23 protein-coding genes and 4 pseudogenes are annotated in these 25,321 nt (G+C 46.8%); 15 read left to right on the plus strand and 12 right to left on the minus strand.

Going from position 1 to position 25,321, the window contains the following annotated elements; genetic code table 11:
* The first annotated feature begins 2 nt into the window (after nt 1-2).
* The gene (locus Ga0451573_RS08415) at nt 3-782 is read left to right on the plus strand and encodes an enoyl-CoA hydratase/isomerase family protein (RefSeq protein ID WP_231683446.1); all 780 of its coding nucleotides are present in this window, start codon (nt 3-5) and stop codon (nt 780-782) included.
* Between the two features lie 40 nt (nt 783-822).
* Nucleotides 823-1,998: a thiolase family protein gene (locus Ga0451573_RS08420; RefSeq protein ID WP_231683447.1), complete on the plus strand. Its 1,176-nt coding sequence runs from the start codon at nt 823-825 to the stop codon at nt 1,996-1,998.
* Between the two features lie 406 nt (nt 1,999-2,404).
* Here Ga0451573_RS08420 and Ga0451573_RS08425 read toward each other — a convergent pair.
* The 3 pseudogenes from Ga0451573_RS08425 to Ga0451573_RS08435 form a co-directional block, all read right to left on the minus strand.
* A pseudogene (locus Ga0451573_RS08425) lies at nt 2,405-2,686 on the minus strand (IS3 family transposase); the annotation flags it as partial.
* A gap of 37 nt (nt 2,687-2,723) precedes the next feature.
* A pseudogene (locus Ga0451573_RS08430) lies at nt 2,724-3,128 on the minus strand (group II intron maturase-specific domain-containing protein); the annotation flags it as partial.
* Nucleotides 3,129-3,142: 14 nt separating this feature from the next.
* Nucleotides 3,143-3,322: pseudogene (locus Ga0451573_RS08435) on the minus strand (IS481 family transposase); the annotation flags it as partial.
* A gap of 167 nt (nt 3,323-3,489) precedes the next feature.
* Between Ga0451573_RS08435 and Ga0451573_RS08440 the strand changes: the two are divergent.
* Genes Ga0451573_RS08440 through Ga0451573_RS08450 form a run of 3 tightly spaced genes read left to right on the plus strand, consistent with a single transcriptional unit; the run spans nt 3,490 to nt 6,709 of the window.
* Nucleotides 3,490-4,737, plus strand: coding sequence for a site-specific integrase (locus Ga0451573_RS08440; RefSeq protein ID WP_231683449.1), 1,248 nt, complete (start codon nt 3,490-3,492; stop codon nt 4,735-4,737).
* 2 nt (nt 4,738-4,739) lie between these two features.
* Nucleotides 4,740-5,693: a tyrosine-type recombinase/integrase gene (locus Ga0451573_RS08445; RefSeq protein ID WP_231683450.1), complete on the plus strand. Its 954-nt coding sequence runs from the start codon at nt 4,740-4,742 to the stop codon at nt 5,691-5,693.
* Nucleotides 5,690-6,709 carry a site-specific integrase gene (locus Ga0451573_RS08450; RefSeq protein WP_231683451.1) on the plus strand — a complete coding sequence of 340 codons (1,020 nt, stop codon included), beginning with the start codon at nt 5,690-5,692 and terminating at the stop codon, nt 6,707-6,709. The genes Ga0451573_RS08445 and Ga0451573_RS08450 overlap by 4 nt, the downstream gene beginning before the upstream one ends.
* 332 nt (nt 6,710-7,041) lie before the next feature.
* Here Ga0451573_RS08450 and Ga0451573_RS20045 read toward each other — a convergent pair whose 3' ends face one another.
* The 3 genes and pseudogenes from Ga0451573_RS20045 to Ga0451573_RS08460 all read right to left on the minus strand — a co-directional run.
* Nucleotides 7,042-7,359: a reverse transcriptase domain-containing protein gene (locus Ga0451573_RS20045; RefSeq protein ID WP_331459407.1), complete on the minus strand. Its 318-nt coding sequence runs from the start codon at nt 7,357-7,359 to the stop codon at nt 7,042-7,044.
* Nucleotides 7,360-7,574: 215 nt separating this feature from the next.
* Nucleotides 7,575-7,823: a reverse transcriptase N-terminal domain-containing protein gene (locus Ga0451573_RS20050; protein WP_331459400.1), complete on the minus strand. Its 249-nt coding sequence runs from the start codon at nt 7,821-7,823 to the stop codon at nt 7,575-7,577.
* Nucleotides 7,824-8,156: 333 nt separating this feature from the next.
* A pseudogene (locus Ga0451573_RS08460) lies at nt 8,157-8,387 on the minus strand (DDE-type integrase/transposase/recombinase); the annotation flags it as partial.
* Nucleotides 8,388-8,879: 492 nt separating this feature from the next.
* On the opposite strand from Ga0451573_RS08460, the gene Ga0451573_RS08465 reads away from it, so the two are divergent.
* The 9 genes from Ga0451573_RS08465 (at nt 8,880) to Ga0451573_RS08505 (ending at nt 18,778) form a co-directional block, all read left to right on the plus strand.
* The gene (locus Ga0451573_RS08465) at nt 8,880-9,161 is read left to right on the plus strand and encodes a hypothetical protein (RefSeq protein ID WP_231683452.1); all 282 of its coding nucleotides are present in this window, start codon (nt 8,880-8,882) and stop codon (nt 9,159-9,161) included.
* 426 nt (nt 9,162-9,587) lie between these two features.
* Nucleotides 9,588-10,157 (plus strand): 4Fe-4S dicluster domain-containing protein, encoded by a 570-nt coding sequence (locus tag Ga0451573_RS08470; RefSeq protein ID WP_231683453.1) that lies wholly within the window; start codon nt 9,588-9,590, stop codon nt 10,155-10,157.
* Nucleotides 10,154-11,011, plus strand: coding sequence for a CoB--CoM heterodisulfide reductase iron-sulfur subunit B family protein (locus tag Ga0451573_RS20055; RefSeq protein ID WP_231683454.1), 858 nt, complete (start codon nt 10,154-10,156; stop codon nt 11,009-11,011). Before Ga0451573_RS08470 ends, Ga0451573_RS20055 begins: the two co-directional genes overlap by 4 nt.
* A gap of 20 nt (nt 11,012-11,031) precedes the next feature.
* Complete coding sequence (locus Ga0451573_RS08480; protein WP_231683455.1) at nt 11,032-15,486, plus strand: FAD-dependent oxidoreductase; 4,455 nt, start codon at nt 11,032-11,034, stop codon at nt 15,484-15,486.
* Between the two features lie 50 nt (nt 15,487-15,536).
* Nucleotides 15,537-16,001, plus strand: coding sequence for a hydrogenase iron-sulfur subunit (locus Ga0451573_RS08485; RefSeq protein ID WP_231683456.1), 465 nt, complete (start codon nt 15,537-15,539; stop codon nt 15,999-16,001).
* Between the two features lie 18 nt (nt 16,002-16,019).
* A complete protein-coding gene (locus Ga0451573_RS08490; protein ID WP_231683457.1) occupies nt 16,020-16,691 on the plus strand; it encodes a methylenetetrahydrofolate reductase C-terminal domain-containing protein in 672 nt (223 codons plus the stop codon).
* Complete coding sequence (locus Ga0451573_RS08495) at nt 16,684-17,631, plus strand: methylenetetrahydrofolate reductase (RefSeq protein WP_231683458.1); 948 nt, start codon at nt 16,684-16,686, stop codon at nt 17,629-17,631. The genes Ga0451573_RS08490 and Ga0451573_RS08495 overlap by 8 nt, the downstream gene beginning before the upstream one ends.
* A gap of 48 nt (nt 17,632-17,679) precedes the next feature.
* Nucleotides 17,680-17,997, plus strand: coding sequence for a hypothetical protein (locus tag Ga0451573_RS08500; RefSeq protein WP_231683459.1), 318 nt, complete (start codon nt 17,680-17,682; stop codon nt 17,995-17,997).
* A 175-nt stretch (nt 17,998-18,172) separates the two neighbouring features.
* Entirely contained in the window at nt 18,173-18,778 is a 606-nt protein-coding gene (locus Ga0451573_RS08505) for a hypothetical protein (protein WP_231683460.1), read from the plus strand.
* Nucleotides 18,779-18,926: 148 nt separating this feature from the next.
* Here the strand turns inward: Ga0451573_RS08505 and thiE are convergent, their stop codons facing one another.
* Both thiE and Ga0451573_RS08515 read right to left on the minus strand, forming a co-directional pair.
* A complete protein-coding gene (thiE, locus tag Ga0451573_RS08510; RefSeq protein WP_231683461.1) occupies nt 18,927-19,541 on the minus strand; it encodes a thiamine phosphate synthase in 615 nt (204 codons plus the stop codon).
* A gap of 992 nt (nt 19,542-20,533) precedes the next feature.
* Entirely contained in the window at nt 20,534-21,232 is a 699-nt protein-coding gene (locus Ga0451573_RS08515) for an N-formylglutamate amidohydrolase (protein WP_231683462.1), read from the minus strand.
* Between the two features lie 506 nt (nt 21,233-21,738).
* On the opposite strand from Ga0451573_RS08515, the gene Ga0451573_RS08520 reads away from it, so the two are divergent.
* On the plus strand, nt 21,739-22,539 hold the full coding sequence (locus tag Ga0451573_RS08520; RefSeq protein WP_231683463.1) for a DUF72 domain-containing protein: 801 nt from the start codon (nt 21,739-21,741) through the stop codon (nt 22,537-22,539).
* Nucleotides 22,540-22,570: 31 nt separating this feature from the next.
* Here Ga0451573_RS08520 and Ga0451573_RS08525 read toward each other — a convergent pair whose 3' ends face one another.
* The 4 genes from Ga0451573_RS08525 to Ga0451573_RS08540 form a co-directional block, all read right to left on the minus strand.
* Nucleotides 22,571-23,257, minus strand: a complete 687-nt coding sequence (locus Ga0451573_RS08525; RefSeq protein ID WP_231683464.1) for a LysM peptidoglycan-binding domain-containing protein — start codon at nt 23,255-23,257, stop codon at nt 22,571-22,573.
* A gap of 149 nt (nt 23,258-23,406) precedes the next feature.
* On the minus strand, nt 23,407-23,925 hold the full coding sequence (locus Ga0451573_RS08530; protein ID WP_231683465.1) for a DUF3231 family protein: 519 nt from the start codon (nt 23,923-23,925) through the stop codon (nt 23,407-23,409).
* A gap of 20 nt (nt 23,926-23,945) precedes the next feature.
* Nucleotides 23,946-24,479: a DUF3231 family protein gene (locus Ga0451573_RS08535; protein ID WP_231683466.1), complete on the minus strand. Its 534-nt coding sequence runs from the start codon at nt 24,477-24,479 to the stop codon at nt 23,946-23,948.
* Between the two features lie 165 nt (nt 24,480-24,644).
* A complete protein-coding gene (locus tag Ga0451573_RS08540; RefSeq protein ID WP_231683467.1) occupies nt 24,645-25,289 on the minus strand; it encodes an acetate uptake transporter in 645 nt (214 codons plus the stop codon).
* Nucleotides 25,290-25,321: the final 32 nt, after the last annotated feature.

The raw sequence follows: 25,321 nt of genomic DNA on the forward strand, positions 1-25,321 counted from the left end.
TAGTGAAAACAAAGTCGGTAATTTGCGACATTAATGATGGGATAGCGGTAATCACTATTAATAATCCGCCCGTTAATGCCCTAAGTAAACCGGTTATGACTGAACTTAATATATTTTTGGATGGGATCTTAGCTAGCAGCTCTATACAGGTAGTAATAATCACCGGCTTTGGCGAGAGGGCTTTTGTGGCCGGGGCCGATATTAATCAATTTCTAACTCTGGATTCCTTATCTGGAAGGGACTGGGTACTTGATGGGCAAAAAATAATTTCTAAGATAACAACTCTGAGCCAGCCGGTAATTGCAGCTATCAATGGGCCTTCTCTGGGGGGAGGTTGTGAGTTAGTCCTGGCTTGTGATATCAGGATCGCCAGTGAAAACGCTTTTATCGGGCTGCCGGAGGTAAACCTGGGAGTCATACCGGGATATGGCGGAACACAACGGTTGCCCAGATTAATAGGTCAGGGCCGGGCGATGGCAATGATTTTAACGGGTGACCCGGTTAAAGCGGAAGAAGCCTTGCACATCGGGTTGGTTGAAAAGCTGGTTCCGGCGGGGCAGGCGCTTGCAGAGGCCATGATAGTAGCAAAAAGGATAATGACTAGGGGACCTTTGGCTGTAAGGGCTGCCAAAAAGGCAATCGACGGAGGCTTGGAAACTACATTGGAAAAAGGGCTGTTATTGGAAGCAGAGCTTTTTAGCGCTATCTGCGGTACAGAGGACCAAAAGGAAGGAGCCAAGGCGTTTCTTTCTAAGCGACCGCCCGTCTTTAAAGGCAGGTAAGCCAATGCTGATAGATTATAGGTGTAAGGAGTAGAGCATAATGGAGGATGTATTAATTTTATCAGGCAGTCGAACACCGATTGGGGATTTTGGTGGCGCCTTCAAAGAACTGCTGCCTAATGAACTGGCCCTGTATCCCGTAAAAGAGGCTGTGGCCAGAGCAGGAGTAAATAAAAGCGAATTTGACGAGGTCATCCTGGGGAACTGTATTCAAAGGACAGATGAGCCTAATGTTGCCAGAGTAGTATTATTAAAAGCCGGTTTCCCGAAAGAAGTGACAGGGTATACTATTCAAAGGCAGTGCAGTTCAGGTATGCAGGCAATTGTATCGGGAATTCAACAGATCCGGTTAGGTGATTCAGACCTGGTGGCAGCCGGCGGGGTGGAGTGTATGAGTTCTTCCCCATATTCCCTAAAAAATGCCCGCTGGGGCCAGCGCCTGCAACATGGGGAAGTGCGGGACTCTGTTTGGGAAGTGTTATGTGACCCCACAAATCATATCATGATGGGACAAACGGCGGAAAATTTGGCTATAAAATATGATATAACCAGAGAAGAGCAGGACGCCATAGCCCTGAGAAGCCATCAGAAAGCCATAGCAGCAATCAAAAGCGGTCGGTTTAAAGACGAGGTTGTGCCGGTGACTATTACCGTGAAAAAAAATGGAAGAGTGATAGATACGGATGAACGTCCAAAAGATGGTTTGTCTATGGCAGACCTAGCTAAATTACGACCGGCCTTTTGCGAAAACGGCACCGTGACAGCAGGCAACAGCTCCGGCATAAATGATGGCGCCGCCGCAGTGGTATTAGCTTCGGAGCGAAAGGTCAGGGAATTGAATGCCAAGCCCCTGGCTAGAATAGTGTCATACGCCGTAGCCGGGGTCGAGCCTGAATTGATGGGCTATGGGCCGGTACCTGCTGTGAAAAAAGCACTCCAAAAAGCCAACCTGACTATAGGTGATATAGATTTGTGGGAAGTTAACGAGGCCTTCGCAGCCCAATACCTGGCTGTGGAAAAAATGCTGGGCTTAAATCGGTCTGTCGTCAATGTTAATGGTAGCGGGGTGGGCCTTGGACATCCCATAGGCTGTACAGGGGCCCGCATAGTGGTAACTCTTCTTTATGAGCTGAAGCGTAGAAATTTACGGTATGGCCTGGCGACACTTTGTGTTGGTGGCGGGATGGGTAAAGCTATAATTATTGAAGCGGTCTAGGAGTCTGTCCGAGAATTAATGAAGAATCCAATATATGGTAATAGACGGGAAGGGGTTTTGGTGACTTATGTAGAAATATATAAGCATGAGTAAAAAGTATAAAGACTATAATCAAAATTCTACTATATGCTTACGTTACTGGTGTTTATTCGTCGAGAAAGATTTCGAGTGAGACTTTCCCGATAAAACGGACACTGTAGAGTTAGCTATTCTCCTAAAATCTCACAATTGCTTGAATTTACGTATTTCCCCTAATTTTTATAGGTAAACCGGCGATGCCATAAAGTGGCATCGCCAGCCCGTTTCAAGGGTTCTAGGTATGGTCTGGCTGTAAAGGGTCTCCGGCTGACGCCTTCGATGAACTCCGCTAACGCTCCGCTCTTGACAGCCCCCATGGCTAGTGGCTTTATGCCGCGGTTTTTTGGTCATACATACGCCTGAATTCTGCAGGTGTCATGTACCCGAGAGACTGATATCTCCTCTTACGGTTATAAAATGTTTCAATATACCAGAATATGTCCCGGTGGGCTTCTTCGCGTGTTTCATATTTCTTGAGATATAGCATTTCACATTTTATCGTACTAAAAAATGTTTCCGCACAAGCATTATCGTAGCAATTACCCTTGCGGCTCATGCTGCAAAGCATTCCATGTTTCCTGAGGACTTTCTGGTAGTCTTTGCTACAATAATCGACTAAAGAAAAGGGATTACTCCATTTCCCTCGTCTAAGAACCGTACGTGAGAGTTTCCCGCTCATACGGCTCAAGCATTTCTTTACCATTTCTGGCGGCAACAAGTGATTTTAATTTAATTTTCCTTTTCACAAAATACGCTTCATGTATGAAGGGATTTTTAGAAATCTGCAATTTAGGGTGTCGGATGATATTTATTCTTCTTAGGTTTATAAGGCTATTATCATCCGTCGAGAACAACCATCTCTTTCCATTCTTTTCATGCCAATACTTGTTCATTCTCCACCATTTATTTTTGTTGGGATGTCGGTGTTTTGCCCATTGTTGCAATAAAAGATGTAGTGTGTTGTTGATGTAAGAAAAGGCTTGGCTTGCTACAACATGTCTGTGATAGTTGGTCCAACCTCTAATCACTTGATTTAGTCTTCGGATTAACTCGGTCTGATTGTGTGAGACATATAAAAATCAATTGGTGTCATTTTAATAGAGCTATGAATCTTGCGATGATAATCTTCCTCCAGCCATTGCCAGAAGCGTAAATTTAGCTCGTTAAGGCTGTTAATGGTGGTAGGATTTATCCTTGATAAAAACCTTTGACGCACGGTATGGAAAAATATCTCAATTTTACCTTTTTAATGTAAAGCTTTACATTAAACCGGTTATGGAAAGTAAACGATAATGCAAAGTAAATCAACAAAATTCCCGGAATACCAGCACATTTTTATTGTTTTACTTTACATTATCACCCAATGTTTTATTAAGAGGCACATTGCCTAATAAACATTGGGAGGTTTGAGGATTGGTAAATGAAAAGCAACAGACACTTACAGAACTCACAACTAAAATTGAGGAGTATTTCAAAAATCTTTCATACTCTACCGCAAAGATGAGAATATTTCGGAACGGATGGAAATTGCTTAATGAATTCATGCTAAAGCATTCCATTAAATTCTATGAACCGATGGTCGGAGACGCATTTATCACGAGCATATTAGGTACAGGCTCTTATGAAGAACTCTGTAGACGAGAAAAGGATACGATCCGCAGTGCTAACGTCCTTTCCGAGTATCAGACCACCGGGGTCACTAAGTTCAGGTCTGTTTCGAAATCTTATGAGTTTAACGGGGAAATAGGGAAACTTATTCTGGACTTTCTTGTTTACAGAAAATCACAAGAAGTGTCAGAAGATACTCTGGCAAATAATAGGCTTTATCTTCACAGATTTTTAGACTATCTCAATGTAAACAAGGTGCTTTGCGTATCAGATTTGGACAGTCAGCATATCCTAGGTTTTGTTAACGGGCTTGGTTTCTATTCTAAAGCCACCATCCACTGTATGCTCTGTTCGTTAAGAACTTTTCTGAGATACTTATATGATAATCGATATTTAGAAATTGATTTTTCTTATCTCGTACCAAAAAGCAGCTATAGAAAGGAATCAAATCTCCCGACGACTTATACGAAAGACGAAGTTGAACGCCTGATAAGCGCCGTAGATAGAAGCAGTCCTAAGGGAAAAAGAGACGTAGCAATGATACTTCTGGCTGCAAGGCTTGGGTTACGGGCTTCTGACATCTGCAGACTTAAGTTTGAAAATATCCACTGGGAAACAAATTCACTTATTCTGGTTCAGAAAAAAACAAGGGAAAAGATTGAGCTTCCCCTTTTGGTTGAAATTGGGAACGCAATTATTGATTATCTCAGGTATGGTAGACCAGAATCGGATCTGCCTTATATATTCATCCGTGCATGGCAGCCTTATGATAGGCTGGAAGAACCAACACTCCACAGCATCGTATCCTTTTATCTGAAGCAGGCAGGTATCAGCAACATCAGCGAGAAAAAACATGGCCCACATGCATTACGTCACAGCCTTGCCGGTTTCCTGCTGGAGAAAAAGACACCACTTCCGGTAATTTCGGAAGTACTGGGTCATACCAATACAGAAAGTACAAAGACCTATCTCCGGATTGATTTGGAATCCCTACGCCAATGCTCATTGGAAGTTTCGCCGATAAATTCACCTCATTTTAGGGAGGTGGTCTAAAGGTGGAATTTTACGGAGCAAACGGTTATTTTCTGGAACAGTACATAGCTTTTAAACGGAACATGGGCTATGAATTAAAGAACATATATACCTTTAAAATGTTTGACCGTTTTTGCATTGAAAAGGGCGCAACCACTGTCGGGGTGACAAAGGAACTAGCTGCCCTGTGGGCAGAGAAGCGCCCAAATGAATCTGATGTTACAAGGTACAAACGGGTCAATGACCTCATTAATTTTTCTATCTACCTGAACCACCTGGGATATCAGTCATACATCCCCAAACAACTTAAAGCCTATCATTCGACTTTTACACCATATATCTTCTCACAGGAAGAGCTTAATTCTTTTTTTGCTGCCTGTGATACCATCGAAGTCCATAGACATTCACCTATTAAATATGTGCTTCCCGTTGTCTTCCGCATGATTTATGGCTGTGGGTTAAGGATTAATGAAGCGCTTTCCCTTAAATGTCGGGATGTCAACTTGAGTGAAGGATATATCATTATTCGTGAATCAAAGAACGGTCAGGATAGGATGCTACCACTTTCTGGTTCGCTGACTGATGTGTGTGTCCTTTACACTAAGCGTTATTTGTCGGTAAACAATCGTGGAGAATATTTTTTTCCGCAGAAGAGTGGTCAGCGATATGCATCAGATACCTTATATAAATGGTTCCGGAGAATCCTATCGAAGGCGGGCATCTCTCATGGTGGCAGGGGTATGGGTCCTAGGGTACACGACCTGAGACATTCGTTCAGTGTACATTCCTTGGCGGAAATGTCCAGGAAAGGACTGGATCTATACTATTCCCTTCCTATCCTTTCTAAGTACCTTGGGCATCGATCCCTCGAAGCGACGGATCAATATGTTCGGCTTACCTCGGAAATGTATCCAGAATTAATCCAGGAAGTAAACAGCCTCTGTTCATACATATTTCCAGAGGTGAAGTTACCATGAAACCTACAGACTTTTCATATTATCTTACGGGTTTCCTGACGAAATACCTTCCTGGAGAAAAAGGTGCCAGTAAACATACCATTGCTTCCTACAGAGATACATTCATCCTTTTCCTTAGCTTCCTGAAAGACACAAAAAACATTCCTGCAGACCGCCTTACCCTTAATATGGTTACTAAAGATCTGGTGGTTGAATATCTGGATTGGACGGAAAATGAACGTAATTCTTGTACTGCGACACGGAACGTGCGTCTGGCCGCACTGCATTCCTTTTTCCAGTACCTGCAGTACCAGAATCCTGACAACCTACTGGAATGGCAAAGAATCCTTTCTATACCGGTTAAAAAGACGGAAAAGAAAACAATCAATTACCTTACCCTTGATGGAATTAAGCTACTTCTGGAAATGCCGGATCAGAAAACGAAGACTGGCCGTCGCGATTTAGCATTACCGACCCTTATGTATGATACAGGAGCCAGAGTGCAGGAAATGATTGACCTGACACCATCACAGGTCAGGTTTGACAAACCATATACGGTCAAACTGATTGGTAAAGGTAATAAATCAAGGATTGTTCCATTGATGGAGCCGACAGTGCAGATTTTAAAACGATATATGAAGGAACAGGGCCTCCTGGAACTATCTGCAAACGTATATCCTCTGTTTTTTAATAAGAGAAAAGAAAAACTGACAAGGGCTGGGGTCAATTATATCCTGGCTAAGTATAAGGATATGGCACGGGACAGGGATCATGCATTGATTCCGGAAGTGCTTACATGCCATTGTCTAAGACATTCGAAAGCAATGCATCTGCTTCAGGAAGGGGTAAACCTAGTATATATAAGGGACATCCTTGGTCATTGTTCTGTTCAGGTAACAGAGATTTATGCCAAAGTGGATTCGAAGCAGAAACGGGACGCAATTGAAAAGGCTTATACGGATGTGACTCCTGCTGAAGAACCGTTATGGCATAAAAATGATGGTTTACTGGATTGGCTAAAAGGTTTCAATAAATGACAGGTGACATGATAATGTAAAGTAAATCACGAACTAGGCTTGTATTTACTAAGTTTTTTAAGGTTTGGTTTACATTATCAGTTGCTTTCCATAAACTTTTGAATTAGGAGTAAATGGTTGGGCGTGAATCAAAGAACAGCCCAGCCCGGCACACACAACCGCCAACTGCATACTACGATATATTTTCCCGTTATCGGTACTATGACGAATTCGTCATAGTACTGACTGTGGTTGGAAAAATTTGTTGCAAAAACACCACCCCGCAACAAATTTTTCCCAGCCGATTACAATTATATTATAATTTGAGAAAAAATCTTGAATTATATGAGCATTTATTTATCTTGAATTAGTTTTTCAAGGCCATCTAATGTTATATTTGCATATAGGCTTGAAATAGCTCCCCCTTGTGGTGAACCTGTGTCTGTAGGAAATAATTTGCCTTCATATATGAACCCTGATTTTAAGAATTGCTTCATTATTCTTTTGTCCATAGGAATATTTTCTTGTAACCAGCCATGGTTAATGTTGTCAAAACAGCCTTTGATATCTCCTTCTAAAATCCATGTCGGAGAGCATTTTCTCGCCAGTACACAAAATATCTGCTCACAGGCATCTTTGGCACTTCTTCCCTTACGAAAACCAAAAGATATGTGGTCTCCCGTAGTTTCAGCTACTGGTTACAGTGCTAGAGCATACAACGTCTGCATGCTTCTGTTGTACATGGTGGGGATTCCCAGCGGTCGTTTCTTGTTTTTGCCCTTCTTTTCAATGTAAACTCGTCTAAGTGGTTTTGCTCTGTAGTGTTTGTCCGTAAGCGCCGATACTGCCTTCATCTTTGAAGCTGAAGTTGACCATAACTTTTTGTCTACCCCAGAGGTGTTCTTCCCTTATTCGATGTTACTTTCTTTACCGCATAGGCTTTGGCATAGAATGAATGTGTTAATAAGTATTGTAATCTTTTAACTTTGTTCTTGTCGCCCTTCACTGTTGCCTTGGCAATTCTGGCTTGTAGCCTATTCACCTGCGTCCAATAAATGGATGCCCGTTGGTCAGCTAGTGTGTTTTTGTCCTTTAGCATCTCGGTTTTATCCGTCGTTGAGTTACTAAAATTCATAAGTTTACCGTCCGTTCCTGCCAAGAAATACTATAGGATAAGTCAGCACCCTTTCGAGTTAGGGCAAAGTTTGAACCCCTATCTTCTTTAATTACAAAAGTAGCGTTTGCTTTTTATCCTTTTCTTCTGCCCTTTATTCTGTTTCTTTCCCTTGCGGTTTTGACTCCTTACCATTTTGGTCGAAGCGTTTCAGCCTATTTCGCTTCCTCCAGCGTAACGATTCCTACAGTGATTCACTTTACGTTCTCCATAGCTTTCTAACCCGGACGTTACCATCCACGCTAGTCACAATAGAGTTACCCCGAATGGATGGGGTAGCCTTTCGGCAATATATCAAGCGACTTCTTGTCGCACTTGCACGCCTCGATCGGAGTGATGAATGAGTCCTCTTGGTGGTCGATACCTCCTGATTGCACTTTCGAGCGCCTTGATACAAAGTTCTGTTCTCATGTGATCTGCGGTAGCCCATCCAACAATATCTTTTGTAAATATATCTTTAACGGTTGCCAAATAGAGCCAACCCTGAGAAGTGTCTATATAGCTGATATCTGTTACCCATATGGCTTCTGGACAATGGTTATAATACCTAACTCATGTGTGTCCGGCAAACTGGGTATAGGTCATAATCCACAAATCTTTGGTGGCTAAATCGTAGAGGCAAAGGAGAATTCGGGCAATACATCTCCTCAGCCTCTGTTGGGTGAAAGATGTTTCCTATACCATACCGGGATTGTGCGAATTGAGTTATCAATTCGCTAGTGCATCTTGGGGGCTGGCCCCAGGGATGGCCCCAGGGTGGCCCCCAATACGTTACATTATGATAATTCTAGCACTGGTTACTGGATTAATTTGATAATTCTACTCTATTTATTCTAAATGGACCAAATTTTAATTTGAGAATTGACAATTTACTATAATTATACCGTCGAACATAGTTAATACTGTGTACCCCTGGCAGGCCTGTCCTTTACTGTTTAAAGCTGGCATTGTTTTTGCATGTATATAATGGCAAATGAAAAAAACAAAAATGCAAACCAAAAAAAAGGGGGATTTAACATGTGTGTACTGAGAGATACTTATTTAATCGATGACCCTGCACATTTTGAACATTTAGAGGAGCAAAAGAAAAACCTTAAACTGGTTAAGAAGCCTGTGGAAGTAATCGTACATGAGCGCAGCTATGTTGGCTTTGCCACTACCCATTTTTGGTGTCGGACCTGCAAGGAAAAGACTCCGGCTGCCGAGACCAGAACGTGTGATTGTGGTATGATCATGTGTATCACCTGCTGGGAAGAATGGGAGGCAACGTGCCCGATATGTGACGCTGCAGTGGGATGATATCCCAAAATAACCAGGCCCCTGCCGGGACTAAGGGGGGATCATATGACAGAAATACCCGCAGGAAAAAAAGATATCTGACCAAAAACACTGGTTTTAACAGGCCGGTGTTTTTTGATTTAATCAGACCCTTTGAGACACCTGACACAGTGAAACAAAAGTGGGACATATGTGATACAACATTGACACAAGCTCGGACGTTTGTGATACAACGTGAAACAGCGTGGGACAGCTACGGTATTGGCCCGTGAAAAAAAATTACGGATAAATTTAGCTTTTTTAATAGAAATCCACTGAATTCAGATACCACAATATGTAAATATTACCCTGGCAGAAGTATTCTGGGAATATCGGTAAGATAATTATCTTTTTGGCAAGGTATTTGCATTAACTATATGGCAAAAGGGAAAAGAAAGGAGGGCCAACATGGAAGGCAGCAATTTGGCCGAAAGCAGAGTATTTCAGCCTTCGGAGAATTTTCTGAGGCTTATTGAGAAAGAAAGCCAACAGCCGGTCAGCCGTTGTTACCAGTGTAAGAAGTGTTCTTCCGGATGTCCGGTGGGAACCGTGGCAGACCTAAGCACCAGCGCCCTGATCAGGATGGTCCAGCTGGGAGATGCCGAAAAGGTCCTCAACAGCAATCGCCTCTGGCTCTGTTTATCCTGCAAGACTTGCCAGGCACGCTGCCCCAATGGGATAGACACCTCGGCAGTAATTGATGTTCTTAAGGCCATGGTGCTCAAAGAGGGCAGGCTGCCCGGGGAGAAACGGATTCCTGCTTTTTACCGCTCATTTATGGATTCAGTTAAAATGACCGGCAGACTCTATGACCTGGGAATGATTGGCCTTTACAAAATCAGGACCGGCACCTATACGGAGGATATGGGCCTTGGTATCGAGATGCTGAAGCGGGGCAAGCTGAAGTTTCTGCCCCAAAGAGTCAAAAACATGGACCAGGTTAAGGCCATTTTCAGGAAAGGTGGGGAGGTCAAGTGAAAGTAGGTTATTATCCGGGGTGTTCGTTACACTCGACTGCAGCTGATTACGGCAGATCCACTGAAGCCGTGTGCCGCGAAATGAACATAGACCTGGCCGAAGTTCCGGACTGGAACTGCTGTGGCGCTACTCCCGCCCATTCAACCAGCGAGTTCCTGGCAAAAGCCCTCCCGTTACGAAACCTTATTCTTGCTGAAGGCGCCGGTCTGGACCTGGTGGTGCCCTGTACCGGGTGTTACAATGTCTGTCGCCAGACTCACGGATTTATCAGCCGGGGCTCTTCAGGGGCTATGGATGTAAACAGCAAGGTTGCCTCAGTGATGGGAAAAAGGTATGAAGGTAAACTCAGGATTATGCACCTCCTGGAGTTTTTTGGACAGGAAGAAGTACAGGCAGAACTGCGGAGCCGGGTCGTTCAGCCCTTAAATGGCCTGAAGGTGGTTCCGTATTATGGGTGTCTCATGCTCAGGCCTGCTGCAGATGTGGCCTTTGATGACCCGGAGCAGCCACAGATGCTTGACCGGCTGCTGGAAATCCTGGGCGCCGAGGTCAGGCCCTGGTCCTATAAGATGGACTGCTGTGGCGGCAGTTTTGCCATTGCCAGGTCTGATGTAGTTACCGACCTGACAGGTGAACTGGTCAAACAGGCCCGTAAAGCCGGGGCTGAAGCCATGGTCACCGCATGTCCGCTGTGCCAGGCAAATGTTGATACCAGGCAGACGGGACCGGGGATGCCTATCGTCTATTTTACCGAGTTGATTGCCACAGCGATGGGGATCCCCGGCCAGGACCGCTGGCTGGGGAAACACATCATAGACCCCAGGCCTGTTCTCAAGAGCCGTGAATTGATATAAAAGACGGGTGGTGAGATCTAATGAAAGAGAAAAACGTTATCGGAGCTTCTATGGTGGTCGGCGGCGGGATCGCCGGAATGCAGGCTTCTCTGGACCTGGCCAATGGCGGCTATATGGTTCACCTGGTTACTAACCAGCCCTCCATAGGAGGCAAAATGGCCCAGCTTGACAAGACATTTCCCACCAATGAATGTTCCATGTGCCTTCTGGGGCCCAAGATGACAGATGTCCTGAATCACCAGAATATTGAGATACATACCTGTACCGATGTTACCAAGGTATCGGGAGAGGCCGGAAACTTCAAGGTCAACCTTAAGGGGGCGCCCCGGTACGTGGATGTAAATGAGTGTACGGCATGTGGAGACTGTGAACAGGTGTGCCCCGTTTCCGTACCTGACCGGTTTAATGAGGGGAAAAGTGAACGCAAGGCTGTTCACCGGATGTTTCCCCAGGCCGTCCCCAACAGGTATCTGATTGAAAAGGCCGGGACCTCACCGTGCCGGAATGCGTGTCCTTCAGGGATAAATGTCCATGGTTATGTAGCCCTCGCTGCCCAGGGCAAGTTTAAAGAAGCCTGGGAACTTATCAGGGAAGAAATACCGTTTCCCATTATCTGCGGCACGGTCTGCCACCACCCCTGTGAGGCCGCGTGCCAGAGGGGTAAGGTTGATGAGCCTGTGGCGATAAGCCGGATTAAGCGTTTTGTGGGACACTATATGCTTGACCATCTTGATGAAGTAAGCCTGGAGACCGCCGAAGGACGGGATGAGAAAATAGCTATTGTGGGTTCCGGTCCGGCAGGACTGGCATGTGCCTATCACCTGGCCCGCAGGGGCTACGGGGTTACCGTTTTTGAGGCCCTTCCCGTTGTTGGGGGCATGATGCGGGTAGGTATCCCTGAATACAGGCTGCCGAAACACCTGGTGGATGCTGAAATCGATCTGATAACCAAGCAGGGTGTGGAAATCAGGACAAATACCCCTATCGGGAAAGATCTTTCCGTAAATATGCTGTTTGACCAGGGCTACAAGGCGGTATTCCTCGGGATTGGGGCCCACCAGCCCGACAGGCTGGGTATTCCCGGTGAGGATAAAGAGTTGGTGCACCACGGTGTGGCCTTCCTCAGAGAGGTCAGTCTTGGTGAAAGAAATAAGATTGGCCGCCGGGTAGCGGTTGTCGGCGGGGGGAATACGGCCATGGATGCTGCCAGGACCGCCCTCAGGCTCGGCGCTAAAGAAGTTACCATAATGTACCGGCGTGCCGAGGAAGATATGACAGCCCTTCCCGAAGAAATCCACGAAGCCAGGGAAGAGGGCATCAACTTCATGTTTTACGTGTCACCGGTAGAGATACTGGGCGACAGCGAGGTAGAGACAGTAAAATTCATCCGTAACGAGATGGGAGAACCGGATGCCTCGGGCCGCAGGCGGCCTGTTCCGGTCAATGGTTCGGAATTTATCCTGGGCCTTGATGATATCATTATTGCGGTCAGCCAGGCTCCTGCGGAGTCATTCTTTGCCGAACATGATCATTCAGTTGCCAGGAACAAAAGGAATATCAGGATTGACCAGGTTACCCTGGAAACCAATATTCCCGGTGTATTTGCCGGCGGTGATGCTGTTACCGGACCGGCAACCCTCATAGAAGCCGCGGCGGCAGGGAAAGAGGCTGCCGAATCCATTGACCGGTATATTAACGGGAGTGGCCTCAGGGAGGACAGAGGCCCAGGGGAAAGGCTTCCCGAAGCTGTCAAATCCCCTGCAGAACTGGTCAATATCCCCAAAAAGGCGCGGATAGTTCCTGACAGGATAGGCATTGCGGAGCGCAAACAGACCTTCCAGGAGGTTGTCCTGGCATATACCTCGGAAATGGCCATGGCAGAGGCCGGGAGATGCCTGAACTGCGGTGTGTGCTGTGAGTGTTTCCAGTGTGTCTCGGCCTGTAAGAAAAATGCCGTTCTCCACGAAGACAGAGGGAGTGAGGAAACAGTTGCCGTCGGTTCTGTTATTCTGGCCCCCGGTTTTGATCTCTATGATGCCCGGCTCAGGGGAGAATACGGATACGGTTATTATAAAAATGTGATTACATCAATGGACTTTGAACGGCTGCTCAGTTCCACCGGACCGTCACAGGGCCATGTTGTCAGGCCTTCTGATCATACACCCCCTAAAAAGGTTGCCTTTATCCAGTGTGTGGGTTCCCGGGACTGTGAGCGTGGTTCGGAGTACTGTTCCTCCATTTGCTGCATGTATTCCACCAAAGAGGCTATTATTGCCAAAGAACACGATGCCAATATTGAACCTGCCATCTTCTATCTGGATATGAGGTCATATGGAAAGAACTTTGACAAATATGTCAATTCTGCGGTTAATTCCGGTGTGCGCTATGTGAGGGCAATGATATCATCGGTTAAGGAGGACCCGGAGACCGGGAACCTCTCCCTCAAATACATGCAAAATGGGGAGCTTGTTACTGAAGAGTTTCAGATGGTTGTCCTGGCAATCGGCGTCAGGCCTCCGGCAGATGCGGAAAAACTGGCCGGAGCAACAGGCATCAGAATCAATGAGTATGGTTTCGCCTGGACCGACCCCCTGGACCCGACCAGGTCATCCAAAAGCGGAATCTATGTTGCCGGAGGCTTCCAGGGCCCCCGGGATATTCCCGAAACAGTGATGAATGCCAGCGCTGCCGCGGCATCTGCGGCTATTGATATGGCCCCGTCGCGGGGGAAAATGGTCAGAACCAAGAAATACCCTCCGGAGCGAAGTGTCAGCGGAGAACAGCCGCGGGTCGGTGTCTTTATCTGCCGCTGTGGGATCAACATTGCCTCAGTGGTAGATGTGCCGGCAGTCCTGGAATATACCCGCAGCCTGCCTAATGTGGCCTACGCCGAGGAGAACCTCTATACCTGTTCTCAGGATACTGTTAACCTGATAAAGAAAACCATCAGCGAACAAAACCTTAACAGGGTGGTTGTTGCTTCCTGTACCATCCGCACCCACCAGCCCCTGTTCCGGGAGGCCCTCAGGGATGCCGGGCTGAACCAGTTCCTGTTTGAAATGGCCAATATCAGGGACCAGTGTTCCTGGGTCCACCGGGGATTCCCGGCAGAAGCCACCGAAAAAGCCAAGGATCTGGTCAGGATGGCTGTAAGGAAGGTGCAGACCCACGAAGAACTGCACCTGCATCCAGTCCCTGTTGTCCCCAAGGGGCTGATACTTGGGGGTGGTATTTCAGGAATGACAGCTGCCTTAAGCCTGGCAGACCAGGGTTTTGAGTCTTATCTGGTGGAACGGGAGGAGTACCTGGGCGGTAACCTGAGATATCTGCAGATTACTCCCGAGGGGAGAGACCTGCAGGAATTCCTGAAAAATACTATTGCCAGGGTCAGTGATAACCCGCTGATTCATATATATACCAATGCCGAACTGGAGGAACTGAGCGGCCACCAGGGGCATTTCACATCAACTGTTTCTCAGGGCAAAAGCGGTGAAAGCCCGGTAAGGAACACCTTCAGGATTGAACACGGTGTCGTCATCGTGGCCACCGGAGGCCGGGAAACCGCTCCTGATGAAAAATATGCCTATGGCAGTAATGACTGCATTATTACAGTCAGGGATCTTGAGGCTAACCTCAGTAACGGGATCACAGACCCGCGGAAGATAAAAGAGGCAGTTTTCATCCAGTGCGCTTCCGCAGGTGATGAGGAGGTTCTCAAATACTGCAGCCGGACCTGCTGTACCCAGTCTGTGAAGAACGCCATCCGGATCAAGGAGGAAAACCCTGCTGCCAGGGTTTACATCCTGTACAGGGATATCAGGACCTACGGTTTCTATGAACAGTACTATAAGCGGGCCCGGGAAATGGGAGTCTGTTTTGTCCATTATACCGGGGCCGGCAGGCCGGAAGTGGTCCCACAGCAGGATGGCAGCCTGAAAATAGAGGTTTATGACCCTGATTCCGGATATGTCTTACCCCTTACCCCTGACCTGGTCGTCCTGGCAACTGGAATCGGTCCTGCGGCGGGTTCGGATGCCCTGGGAACGATGCTGAAGGTGCCGCGGAATGAGGATGGGTTCTTTGTAGAGACCCACGCCAAGCTGGGGCCCATGGATTTCCCTTCAGCAGGACTGTTCCTCTGTGGGCTGGCCCATTCCCCCAAAAATGTGGCTGAATGTATTTACCAGGCTCAGGGCGCCGTGGCCAGAGCATGCACCATCCTGGCTCAGCCGCACCTGATGGTTGGCGGGGTAGTGGCAGCAGTTGTCAAACCCGAGCGTTGTGCGGCCTGCCTTACCTGTGTCAGGGTTTGCCCTTACGGGGTCCCGGTAATCAACAGGGATATGGTTGCTGAGATCGACCCGGTCCAGTGTCATGGCTGTGGCACGTGTGTAGGGGAATGTCCCGGTAAGGCGCTGCAGCTGCTGCATTATAAAGATGACCAGATGATTGAGAAGATACATGGAGTGGTTTAGAACAGACATGGTTTACTGAACAAAGACTAATGGAAAGAGGGTGTGTTTTGATGCGTGATTTCCAGCCAAAAATAGTTGCCTTCTGCTGTTATTACTGCGCATACTCAGCGGCTGACCTGGCAGGCTCCATGCGCCTCCAGTACCCTCCGACAGTAAGAATGATTGAACAGCCCTGTTCCGGCAGAATCGATATCCAGCTCATCCTGCAGGCTTTTGAGGATGGCGCTGACGGAGTATATGTGGCCGGATGCCTGGAAGGTGACTGCCACTTCCTGAAAGGCAACTACCGGGCCAAGCTGAGGGTGGCTCAGGTCAAGAAAATTCTTGATGATGTGGGCATCGGCGGCGACAGGGTGGAGATGTATAACCTGTCAGGTTCCATGGGCCCGAGGTTTGCGGAAATTGCCCATGAAATGCACGAACGGATTAAAAAGCTCGGCCCCAGCCCCCTGAACCGTAAAGTTGAACCCAGCCAACTGAACTGTGAAGCTGAACCAGCTGCCGGTCAACAATAGGGAAAGAGGTGATGACCTGTGATTATTGCCGAACAAAAACCATTTGAGGAAATTGCCAAAATGACGGCCAATTTTGATAAAGTGCTGCTGCTCGGGTGTAATGAATGTGTTACCGTGTGTTTGGCGGGCGGGGAGAAAGAAGTAGGTGTCCTGGCAGCATCTCTCCGGATGCTGCGGAAACAGGGAGACCGGCCGCTTATTACACTGGAGGAAACTGTAACCCGTCAGTGTGAGTGGGAATATCTGGACCAAATCGAGAAACTGGCCGAAGAGGCTGAGTGCATTATTTCCATGGCCTGTGGCGTAGGGGTCCAGTTTGTGGCGGAACGTTTCCCTGATAAATGGGTGATTCCCGCATTAAATACCAAGAGTGCCGGCGGTTCGGTGAAACACGGTATTTGGGAAGAACGCTGCGGATTGTGCGGGGAATGTATCCTTTACAAAACCGGGGGTGTCTGTCCGGTGGCCCGGTGTTCCAAGAGGATATTAAACGGGCCCTGTGGAGGGTCACAAAACGGCAAGTGCGAGGTCAAGGATGCTGACTGTATCTGGGACCAGATATATAAGCGGATGGCCGCCCTGGGGCGGATGGATTGGCTTATGGAAATTGAGCCGGAGAAAGACTGGTCCAAAGCCAGGGACGGCGGGCCGCGCAAACTGATCAGAGAGGATGTGATGATAAGTGAGTGAGAATAAATCACGTCTGCAGACACTTTTTGAACAGGGTGAGTTCGTGGTTACCGGTGAAATCGGTCCACCCAAGTCGGCTAATGGCGAAGGGATAAGGAAACACGCCGAACACCTGAAGGGTTATTGTGACGCTACCAACCTGACAGATAACCAGACAGCAATTGTGCGTCTGTCCAGTATTGCGGCGGGGATGCACGTCCTTAAGGCCGGCGGGGAACCGATTATTCAGATGACCTGCCGGGACCGGAACAGGATTGCCATCCAGAGTGATCTTCTGGGAGCCTACAGCCTGGGTATGAAAAACATGCTCTGTCTAACAGGTGACCACCAGTCCTTCGGAAACCACCCCACCGCGGCAAACGTATTTGATGTAGATTCCATCCAGTTGATCAGGATGGTTAAAAGGATGAAAGATGAAAAGGTGTTTGCCTGTGGTGAGGCAATTAAAAAAGATGAGCCCCGGTTCTTTATCGGGGCAGTGGCAAACCCCTTTGCCGACCCGTTTGAAGTCAGGGTCTATCGAATGGAAAAGAAAATCAATGCCGGGGCTCAGTTTTTCCAGACACAGATAATATTTGACCTGGAGCGTTTTGAGAGATGGATGGAACTGGTCAGGGAACGCGGTCTGCACGAACGGGCCTACATAATGGCAGGGGTAATGCCCGTCAAATCGGCAAAAGTGGCCGCCTATATGCAGAAAAACGTTTCCGGCATGATCGTTCCGGATGAAATGGTTACCAGGCTTAAAAATGCAGAGGATCAGCAGGCCGAGGCTGTGGAAATATGTGTGGAGCAGATAAAGCATATCAGGAAGATCAAGGGTGTCAGTGGAGTACACATAATGGCTGTTGGCTGGGAGGAAATTGTACCGTCAATTGCAGAAAAAGCCGGCTTGCTGCCGAGACCGCAGGCAGCAGGAATTGCCCGGGTGGCCGGCTGAGTGAGGAGCATGGTTTGAAAGGTAAAAAAATAACGAGGAGGAAACGGTATGCAAATACAGGGAATACAAAAACTGCAGACCGATGAAAACCGACAGGCATCTCAAGAGCCTGACAGCCCTTCTCTGCACATTATCACCAAACCTGTCGAGACTGAAGAGATATCATTTGGTGAGACCGCAGAACCTATCAGAGAACAGCGTAAATCCGGGTGGACTGTTACAGCCTATTACTGGTGCCGGGTTTGTAAACAAAAGACACCTGTCACAGATGCCAAAAGCTGTGACTGTGGCGTGACTATGTGTAATGTATGCTGGGCGGAGTGGGATTTTACCTGCCCGATCTGTGAATCAGACATGTCAAAATAAGGGGGCCATAAGTGATTGCTGAAAACAGGCCGTCCCTTTTCCGGGTTTTGGAAGAGGGCGGGCCTGTTTTTTTACACAGGTGAATGTACATAATAACAGGAGGGATATGTGGTGTTTACAGCGAAATAAGTTTCAAATACCGCAAATACCAAGCCAAAAACAAAGGATGGGGAATTTGAGCCCGGACACTGCATCTTCCCGCCACAGCAGAGCACTGCTTGCGGCTAAAATAATATCCAGAATAACCGAACCGCTTATCTGGCTGCCGCTGATGGTTTGGCTGGTGCTCCGGAATGTCAGCCTGCCGGTACACAAACAAGTGGTCTATTTTCCTATACTGTTATTATTCGTTTTTGTTATCCCCTTTGGGTATTTTTTGTACCTTGTATTGATCAGAAAACAATTTGATGTTGATATAACCCAGAGAATTAAACGGGTTGACTTCACCCTGAAGTGCATGGTTTCCTTTGCCGTTGCTGTCGGGATAACATTTTTTTTGAACAGGGAACTGTTTATTATTACCGGCGCAGTATTTCTGGCCACCCTCAGTCTTGTTTTGGTAACAATTTACTGGAAAATAAGTTTTCACGGCGGACTGAATACTCTCATATACAGTACCGTGAATTACCTGTATGGCTGGCAGTTCTGGTGGCTTTTTTTAATCCTGATCCCTATCGGCTGGGCCAGATTGACTATGAATAAACATGATTTTAGCCAGTATGCTGGGGGCATTTTATTGAGCGCCGCAGTCTTTTTTGCAGTCACCGGATTATTTTGTTAGTTATAATTAAGGCTCCTCCCGCATATCTATTCTTTTGTGAATGAGTAAAAATGGGGAGGGGTTGCCACGTCAAAAACCGGGAAGTCATCAGAATACTCCCTGTCGCTACCGGGTGGCAGCTCCAGTGAGTGGGACTTGGTTGCTGCCATCACTGCACTGACAGCATTGACCGGCGCAAGGCTTTTATGGTCCCGGTGATATCGGTTGCCTCCATCACCAGGGACATTACGGCAATACCATTTGCGCCTGCCTGGATAACCCCAGCTGCATTTTCAGGGTTTATGCCTCCAATGGCAATTACCGGTATCTTAACAGAAGCTTTTACTGAGCTGATAAAGTCCAGACCTCTTCCGGCCAGTCCTGGTTTACTGCGGGTAGGGAAAACATGGCCTGCCAAAACATAGTCTGCGCCATCAGCCTGTGCCTGGAGAGCCTCTGCTGTGCTGTGTACCGAAACTCCGACAATTTTTTCAGGGACCATTGCCCTGACAACTTTCAGCGGCAGGCTGCCTGTCCCCAGGTGGATCCCGGAGGCATTACAGGCTATTGCGGTTTCCACACTTGAGTTGATTATCAGTTTTGTTTCGGTGCCTGTACAAATAGCTGACATCTCAGCGCCCAGTTCATACAGCTCCGCCACAGCCAGGTCTTTTTCACGGAGGATAACGGCATCTGCTCCTGTGGCAGCTGCTTCCCTAATGACAGAAACCAGGGGCCTGCCGTTGGTAAGAGTCCTGTTTGTAATCACAAATATCTTTGGCATGGGCAAACATCCTTTCAAGGTGTTACATAATATAGAAAAACACAAAATATACAAAAATGCAAATTTAAGCACAAATTTAAGAAGGATTTAAAAAACTTTCTGCGAAGAGAAATATATAAGGTGTGATTAAAGTTTAATCCATACAAACTGAATAAGGAGGGGGTTAGTATGAGTTACGAGTATTCAATTGGCAATAGGCTGCTTGGTGCACTTATAGGTACTGTGTCAGTTGGAGTCTCAACGATTTTTCTGTTTGTTCTGCTCTTCGGAAAATAAGGCATTTTAGCCTCATATAGAATAATAAGAAGGTGGTCTGGAGTATATAAAGACCACCTTATTTAATTGCCGGGAAAAGGGAATTGTGCATGCAGGGGAAAATGTTTCCTGACTGCTTGCGCGGCTGACCGTAATCCTCGACGTACATCAAGTACGCCTGTGGTTACGGTCAGCCGTGCGCCTTGTCAGGAAGCATTTTCCCACCCCCAGGTCAGATATAATGAAAAGTTGCTCGATTGTCAATGAAGTGCTATAATCACAGAGTGTTTTAATCAACAGAGTGCTGTGATTAACAGAGTGTTAGCAGAAATAATAAGGTTCTTATAAGTCTCTCTGAAATAAAAGTTCCTTTATGTTCACGGCTCTGCGCCTTTGGAATATGGTGAGCTATTGTACAAGATTTTCCTTACGCTGACGCCGTGAGAAATATTATCGCAGTTCCGCCAGGCGAAGCCACAGACCGGAGCCAGTGCGGAGCCGTTGCCGCTTTAGCGGCTTACGGCTTCCGGCCTACCCCTTGCGGGTATGGATGGCGTAGCCGCCATTGAGGCAGCAGCGGAGCCGTAGGCGCTTCAGCGCCTTTACGGATCCGGCGTGCCCCCTGCGGGTAGAGCCGAATTGGCGGTTTAGTCTGTGGCTTCGCCAGGAACAAGGTTAGATTTCTCCGGCGTCAGCGTGGAAAATCGGTACAATACCTCACCATAATTCATTCCCGGTCATTTCCGGGAGCCTATTTTTTGGATAAATTCTGCCAGGGCAGCCACCATGCGGCAGTAATCTTCCGGGTTCTGGTGCGGAGCGCGGAAGCGTTTATTAATTTCCAGTTGGAGCGCCGGAATGCCGAGGTGTTGGGAAACATAGCTGGTAACAGTGTTCTGGCCGGATATTGTAAAGCGGTTTTCCGATATGGTGCTGATGCCGTGTTTTTCAAGCGAACCCCTGAGCAGCGCGACATAACGGCTTTTGCCCAGCAGGGAGTTCCCTTTCATGGTACCGATGTCAATGTCAAAATCATGCTCTCTGGAAGCGCCGTGAATATCAATAACTATCTTGGGCTTGTTAGCAGCAGTGATGTTTTTAATTGACTCTTTATAAATACATTTATCGTCAAAATTGGGGTCTCCTCCATAAAGTTTTGTTACCGCAAGACTGTGGCAGCCCGTTAGTTTTTTTAGAATACACGCCATGGAGCCGGTAAACTCATCAGAAGGCTTGATTTTCTTGTGACGGATGTGCCGCACCGAGTGAGGGGCTGAAACCAGTACCGGCAGGCTGCCCTCAAAATACCTGAAGGGGTCAATTTTGCGCGGGTTTGATCTGCGGTCGGTTTTCACAAAATAAACCCGTTCGATGTCAAAAGCCTCTTCCCCGATTTTTGTTTTGACGAGAGTTTCAGTCCTGGTATCGGAATTCAAATTATCACCCCGTTATGCTGATTAGTTATTTCCCTCTCTTTTTCGACATATTCACGGTGAATCCTCTCGGATGTTGTAGAAGGGGAATCTCAAGTATACAAAATACCTTACTGATTTCCTTGTATTAGCAGGGAAGATTTCATATAATATAAGTAGAAGGGTAACAGGTTAAACCCTGACGTGACGGAGGAACGTAACCTCCCAAGGGGCAAACAGGTTGCCCCTTATTAATTTCATGTCGTCCTTACATTATGACCAAGGAGAATACTTCTCCTTGCAGGCTGTCGACAAAGTCAGTGATTTTGAGATTAAAATGTTATAAGACAGGGGTAGATGTGTTCCGGATGGCGGAGTCTGTCGTCCGACCGGCCAGCGACCCGCGAAGCGGGAGCTGCTGCCGGCGGAGATGTAGCCCGCCGGAGGAATTCATCTGCCCCTGTCAATATTACAATTCAATGCTAAAAAATATGAAGTTTGTCAATAAGCTGCAAGGAGAATACTTCTCCTTGGTTTTTGAGGTGAGATATTTGATTCACATAGGCACTGCCGGTTACAGCTATCCTGACTGGATTGGTCCGGTATACCCGGAAGGAATCAAAAAAGGCGAAATGCTGGAATATTATGCCCGTGAATTCGCTTTTACCGAGATAAACTCTACTTATTACGGGATGCCCAATAAGTATATGATGGGGAATCTGGTTAAAAAGACTCCTGATGGGTTTCAGTTTATGGTGAAGGCTCACCGCTCGATGACTCATGACCGGTCTGCGGGGCAAAAGGATTATGCCGACTTTATGGAAGCTATCCGGCCATTGGCAGAGGCAGGCAAGCTTGGTGGGGTCCTGGCCCAGTTCCCCTTTTCCTTTCACTGTAACAGGGCCAACAGGGAATACCTTAAATGGTTTGCCGGGCATCTGGGAGAGGTTCAGGCAGCTATTGAGTTCCGCAACCAGGAGTGGCTTTCAGGGGATACCCTGGGTTTCCTTAGGGATGAAGGGCTTGCCTATGTATCAGTGGACGAACCTGACCTAAAAGGGCTTGTCCGTCCTGTGGCCGCCCTGACATCCCGGATGGGGTATGTCAGGTTCCATGGGCGTAATTCGGCCAATTGGTATCATCATAAAGAATCATATGAACGATATAACTATCTTTATTCAAAGGAAGAACTGGCAGAATGGATACCCAAAATTATTAAAATGGCCGAAAAAGCAGAGCGCGTTTTTGTCAGTCTCAATAACCATTACCAGGGACAGGCTGTCCGAAATGCCAGGATGATCAGGGAAATGTTGTCAGGGATACCGGATTAGTCAGGGAGATGCTGTCAAGGTTAAGCTGGATTTACAGTATTTTTTCAGCAACCCCGAGACCTGCCGGAGCTGTAGTGTTTTCCGCCTGCTCAGAAGTAATCAGGATAGAGACACCTGTGGTCAGGGGAAAATCCACTTCCACACGTCCGCCCCAGTAACCGGGAAAAATTTCTTCCATGGTGGTGACCACCTGTTGACCGTTGCCGGACTCTCTAACCCATAGCTTATAAACCTCACCATCTGGAAGTTCATCTGGCTGCGGCACATTGGTTACAAAAGCGGTCACCGCATCGGATTCGATAAAGGCCACACCCTTTGAGGCGGGGGTTATATCAGTGGGATTGAGATTCACAATTTCCGGGCCGGGCTCCGGCACCGGAGGGGTTTCCGGTACACAGATAATCTGGCCGATCATCAGGTTATACGGGTCTAAGCCGGGATTGAGGCTCATAATTGCTTCAACTGTGGTATTGTATGCGGCGGCAATGTTATATAGGGTGTCCCCGGCTTTAATTGTATACCTGATGCTGCCGTTTGGGCAGGTAACCGTTGGCGGTACAGGGATACAAATTTGCTGCCCGATCATCAGGTTATACGGATCGATACCGGGATTAGCCATCAGAAGAACATTAATCGGGATATTAAAACGACGCGCGATGAAGTATAGAGTATCACCTGCCTGAATAACATAGATCTGCCCTCCGGGACATATGGGCATACTGATCAACTCCTTATCATTGTTTGAGATATTTGGTTTTTGGACTTCATAGTATATTTTATGTCCGGCGGCAGGGAATGGTTAAAATATAAGCCTGTTTTTCCTTTAATTAAGGACGAACAGGCTTTTTTCTGCATCAAACTGTTACATTAAGATTTGTAATGTGGCGGTGTTTCCAAAAATTCTTTAATTTTGCCATATTGAAAAAGCTTATCATATATTTCGATTTCCTGAAAAAGAAAAATCTTGAACTGTTCCCTCAGCACCGGCATCGTACTTTGCGTAAAAGCCATTGCATGGACATGAATCATGTCTTGGATGCCCCTTAAGATACGCCTGAATATATACCTGTCTGTTATCATTTCAACATTGGCAATTGTTTTGGCATCAAAAGGCGGTCTCGCGGGAAAGGGGATGCCGTAATCACCCATTATTTTTTCTATTTTATGAATCTGATTCTGCAGAGTTTCTATCCCGGAATTCAGAATCAACCGCAGTTCCGGGCTTTGGGCACAGTTTTTAAGTATATTAGTAGTTTCCAGGACATCATATCTCATCTGTAAATGGCTGTTTAGATGCCACACTTCGCTGATATTGATCTCCTGCTGCTTTTGTTCCGGAGATTTAGTGAGGTCTGTAATTTGTTGGTATATGCTGGGTATTTTCATATTGTCACCTCAATTTAATTTTAAAACATGGGTATATACATAGGTAATTTTTGCAGATAACCCTTTGCTTCACCATACACAGACAGATAATCAACCAGTTCCATTGTTTGCATTATGTGGTTTTTAAAAAAATTAATAATTATCGGTGATCCGCTATTATTAAATGATACTGCCAGAAGCGGCATCAGTTGTTTGATTAAACCAAAAATACTATTATAGATATATTTGTCTGTGACCACTTCTAAATTTAAAGTGGTATTTGCGCTCTGCGGCGGCCTTGGGGGAAGGGGAATCGCATATTCCAGCATTAACTCCTGCAGTTCATCTGCCCCTTTTTCAACTACCTTTAAGGTATGTTTAACAACTGACTTCAGGTCAGCGTCCCGGGCACAATTCAGCAGTATATTTATTACTTCAATGGTATCATATTTGGCCACCAGAATATCCCACAGATGCCACACATCACTGACATTGAGACTTTGTTGTTTTTGTTGAGTGGAATCAGTTATTCCCGTAATTTTCTTAATATCTGCAATAACATCTACAATATCCATTGCTATCTACCGCCTCACCCATATATCATTACCAGTTATTATTTACGGTGAGTCATCTGATTATTTGCATCAACAGAGTGAAAACAGCGAAAGGGGCAGATGTTTTCCAGAAGGCAAGTTTTTTACCCGCCCGAGGAAGCATCTGCCCCTATTCAGGTTTATATATTAAGCCTTTACTTTCTTTTTCAGGTTCATTGTCGGCACTTTGACGGCTGCGGATTTAATATTCCTGGGGCCAACAGGCAGCACGGCCCTGCCATATGTTGTGTTGATAATTCCGGCTGCTGATGTATACCAGGCCCCGGCTGCACATACAAGCCCCATCAGGCCTCCGGGAGCGCTGCTGGCAATTATTTTGAACTCAGCCAGATCCAGCAGGATATATGTTATCAGCAATGTTGTAAATACAAAGACAAGGGCATTATTGACTTTTAATGAGCCAATCCACATATAGAAGGTGAAGATTGTCCAGGCTACCAGAAAGAGGCCGATGGCAATATTCCTGTCAGGTCCGAAATTAATCAGATTTAGTTCTTCGAAAAGGATAATTGAAGCCAGAGCGAGCCAGAAAGCGCCATATGAAGTGAAGGCAGTAGCGCCAAAGGTGTTATTTTTTTTGAATTCCCACATTCCGGCCAGTATCTGGGCGATACCCCCGTAAAACAGCGCCAGGGTCAGGAAGGTGGCGTGTATTGAAGCAGGTACCAGTTTGGCATTGATCATGCTCAGGATAAAGGTTGTCATTGCAAAGCCGGCAAGGCCAAGCGGACCGGGGTCAGCTATGGCGCCGGTGTTTTTCTCTTCAGACATCTAAAACTCCCCCCAAGTATAAGTTCGGCTAA

The sequence above is a fragment of the Phosphitispora fastidiosa genome, assembly GCF_019008365.1.
Lineage (GTDB): Bacteria > Bacillota > Thermincolia > Thermincolales > UBA2595 > Phosphitispora > Phosphitispora fastidiosa.

Excerpts from the sequence above, each read along its gene's own strand:
- Ga0451573_RS08420 (WP_231683447.1), top strand. The coding sequence starts at position 823 with ATGGAGGATGTATTAATTTTATCAGGCAGTCGAACACCGATTGGGGAT.
- Ga0451573_RS08450 (WP_231683451.1), top strand. The coding sequence starts at position 5,690 with ATGAAACCTACAGACTTTTCATATTATCTTACGGGTTTCCTGACGAAA.
- Ga0451573_RS20050 (WP_331459400.1), bottom strand. The coding sequence starts at position 7,823 with ATGAATTTTAGTAACTCAACGACGGATAAAACCGAGATGCTAAAGGAC.
- Ga0451573_RS08465 (WP_231683452.1), top strand. The coding sequence starts at position 8,880 with ATGTGTGTACTGAGAGATACTTATTTAATCGATGACCCTGCACATTTT.
- Ga0451573_RS08470 (WP_231683453.1), top strand. The coding sequence starts at position 9,588 with ATGGAAGGCAGCAATTTGGCCGAAAGCAGAGTATTTCAGCCTTCGGAG.
- Ga0451573_RS08480 (WP_231683455.1), top strand. The coding sequence starts at position 11,032 with ATGAAAGAGAAAAACGTTATCGGAGCTTCTATGGTGGTCGGCGGCGGG.
- Ga0451573_RS08485 (WP_231683456.1), top strand. The coding sequence starts at position 15,537 with ATGCGTGATTTCCAGCCAAAAATAGTTGCCTTCTGCTGTTATTACTGC.
- Ga0451573_RS08500 (WP_231683459.1), top strand. The coding sequence starts at position 17,680 with ATGCAAATACAGGGAATACAAAAACTGCAGACCGATGAAAACCGACAG.
- thiE (WP_231683461.1), bottom strand. The coding sequence starts at position 19,541 with ATGCCAAAGATATTTGTGATTACAAACAGGACTCTTACCAACGGCAGG.
- Ga0451573_RS08525 (WP_231683464.1), bottom strand. The coding sequence starts at position 23,257 with ATGCCCATATGTCCCGGAGGGCAGATCTATGTTATTCAGGCAGGTGAT.
- Ga0451573_RS08530 (WP_231683465.1), bottom strand. The coding sequence starts at position 23,925 with ATGAAAATACCCAGCATATACCAACAAATTACAGACCTCACTAAATCT.
- Ga0451573_RS08535 (WP_231683466.1), bottom strand. The coding sequence starts at position 24,479 with ATGGATATTGTAGATGTTATTGCAGATATTAAGAAAATTACGGGAATA.
- Ga0451573_RS08540 (WP_231683467.1), bottom strand. The coding sequence starts at position 25,289 with ATGTCTGAAGAGAAAAACACCGGCGCCATAGCTGACCCCGGTCCGCTT.